The organism is Candidatus Protofrankia californiensis, from assembly GCF_900634765.1.
In the GTDB taxonomy this organism is placed as follows: domain Bacteria; phylum Actinomycetota; class Actinomycetes; order Frankiales; family Frankiaceae; genus Protofrankia; species Protofrankia californiensis.
The window spans coordinates 1-1,262 of record NZ_CAAAFT010000134.1; the positions used below are offsets into that span (position 1 = coordinate 1).

Annotated in this window: 1 protein-coding gene and 1 pseudogene; both read right to left on the bottom strand. The window is 70.6% G+C overall.

The annotated features are described in order from the left end of the window. Positions 1-555, bottom strand: a 555-nt coding sequence (locus tag DD1DGNOD_RS29005; protein WP_241255550.1) for a transposase, incomplete at its 3' end; no start/stop codon positions are given. Positions 556-575: 20 nt separating this feature from the next. Continuing rightward, positions 576-1,010 (bottom strand): annotated as a pseudogene (locus DD1DGNOD_RS29010) (transposase); the annotation flags it as partial. Between the last annotated feature and the right edge of the window lie 252 nt (positions 1,011-1,262).

The following is a 1,262-nucleotide window of genomic DNA, read 5'->3' on the forward strand; positions in this document are numbered from 1 at the left end:
GGACAGGCACTGTGGGCGGTCGACTTCGACGGACCAGCGGGCGGCGTAGCGTTCGACGATCTGGGCGGGTGTGGCGGTCAGGTCGGTGGTGACCAGGGCGAGGTTGTAGGTGCATGCCCGGCCGGGGTGGTCGCGGACCAGCACGACGGTGACCGGGCGGGGGCCGAACACGCCGTACCAGAGGCAGCGGACCGTGGCGGTGTGCACGGTGGTCCGTTCGCCGTAGCGGGACACGTCGACGGGGGTGAACGTGGCGGTGGCGGCGAGCTGGGCCAGACAGCCGAGCCGGTCGCCTTTGAGGCGGGGCCGGCCTCGTTTCCCGGTGCGCGGCGGGGCCGGCTGGTAGAGGGCGGCGTCCTTGCGGAGCCGGGTGGTCCAGGTGACCGTGGTGGGCAGGGTGCGGAGTTCGTCGCCGGCGTAGGCGGCGTCGGCGACGACGTGGACGGTCCGGCCGGGCATGGCGGCGGCCAGCTTCTCGACTGCCTGGGTGGCGAGGCGGAGCCGGGAGGCGGGGTGGTGTCCTTGCGGACCAGTCGGGCCAGCACCGGCAGGCACACCGGCCGGTCCAGCATCGGCAGCGTCACCACGACGCCGACGACGACCCAGTTGTTCCCGTAGCCGACCTGGTGGCGGCCTTTCGCGGAGCCGTCGTGGAACCAGCCGGCCGCCCAGACCTTCTTCCCTGACCGGTGGAACAGCGTGTCGTCGACTGCGACGAGGACCGGCTGCCTGTCGCCGACCAGCAGGCGCACGACCACGCCGGCCAGCGCCAGGCCGACCGCGTCCGGCGACCAGCGGGCGCGCGCGAAGAACCGGTGCGCCCGGTCGTGCGGCCACGTCCGCGACAGCCCCGCGCCCACCAGCATCCCGCACACCGTGCGCCGGCCCGTCTGGGCGAGCGCCCCGGCGACCAGGGCACGGAACACCTCGAACGTCGGCGCGGTGAAACACGGCCGGAAACCCGCCAGCAGAACGGCCAGCGAAGAAGGTAAAGTGACGTCCGGGAGCATCGGCGTCCACTCTTTCGAGTTGGTTTTAGGAAGCGCCGATGCTCCCGCTACCAGCCCATCGGGTCGCTGTCTTCCCTTTTCGACACCCCGTGCGGTGCCACGTGCGGACACCGCCCACCGGATTCTTCTTCACTCAAAGAGTGAACTCAATGCGCCTCGACACACCATTGTTGGCGATCAAGGAAAGTGCGAAAGTCGAGTTACCTCGTAGGTCACGGATGCGTCGTAGGCGCGTCGATGCCACGCAGCAGG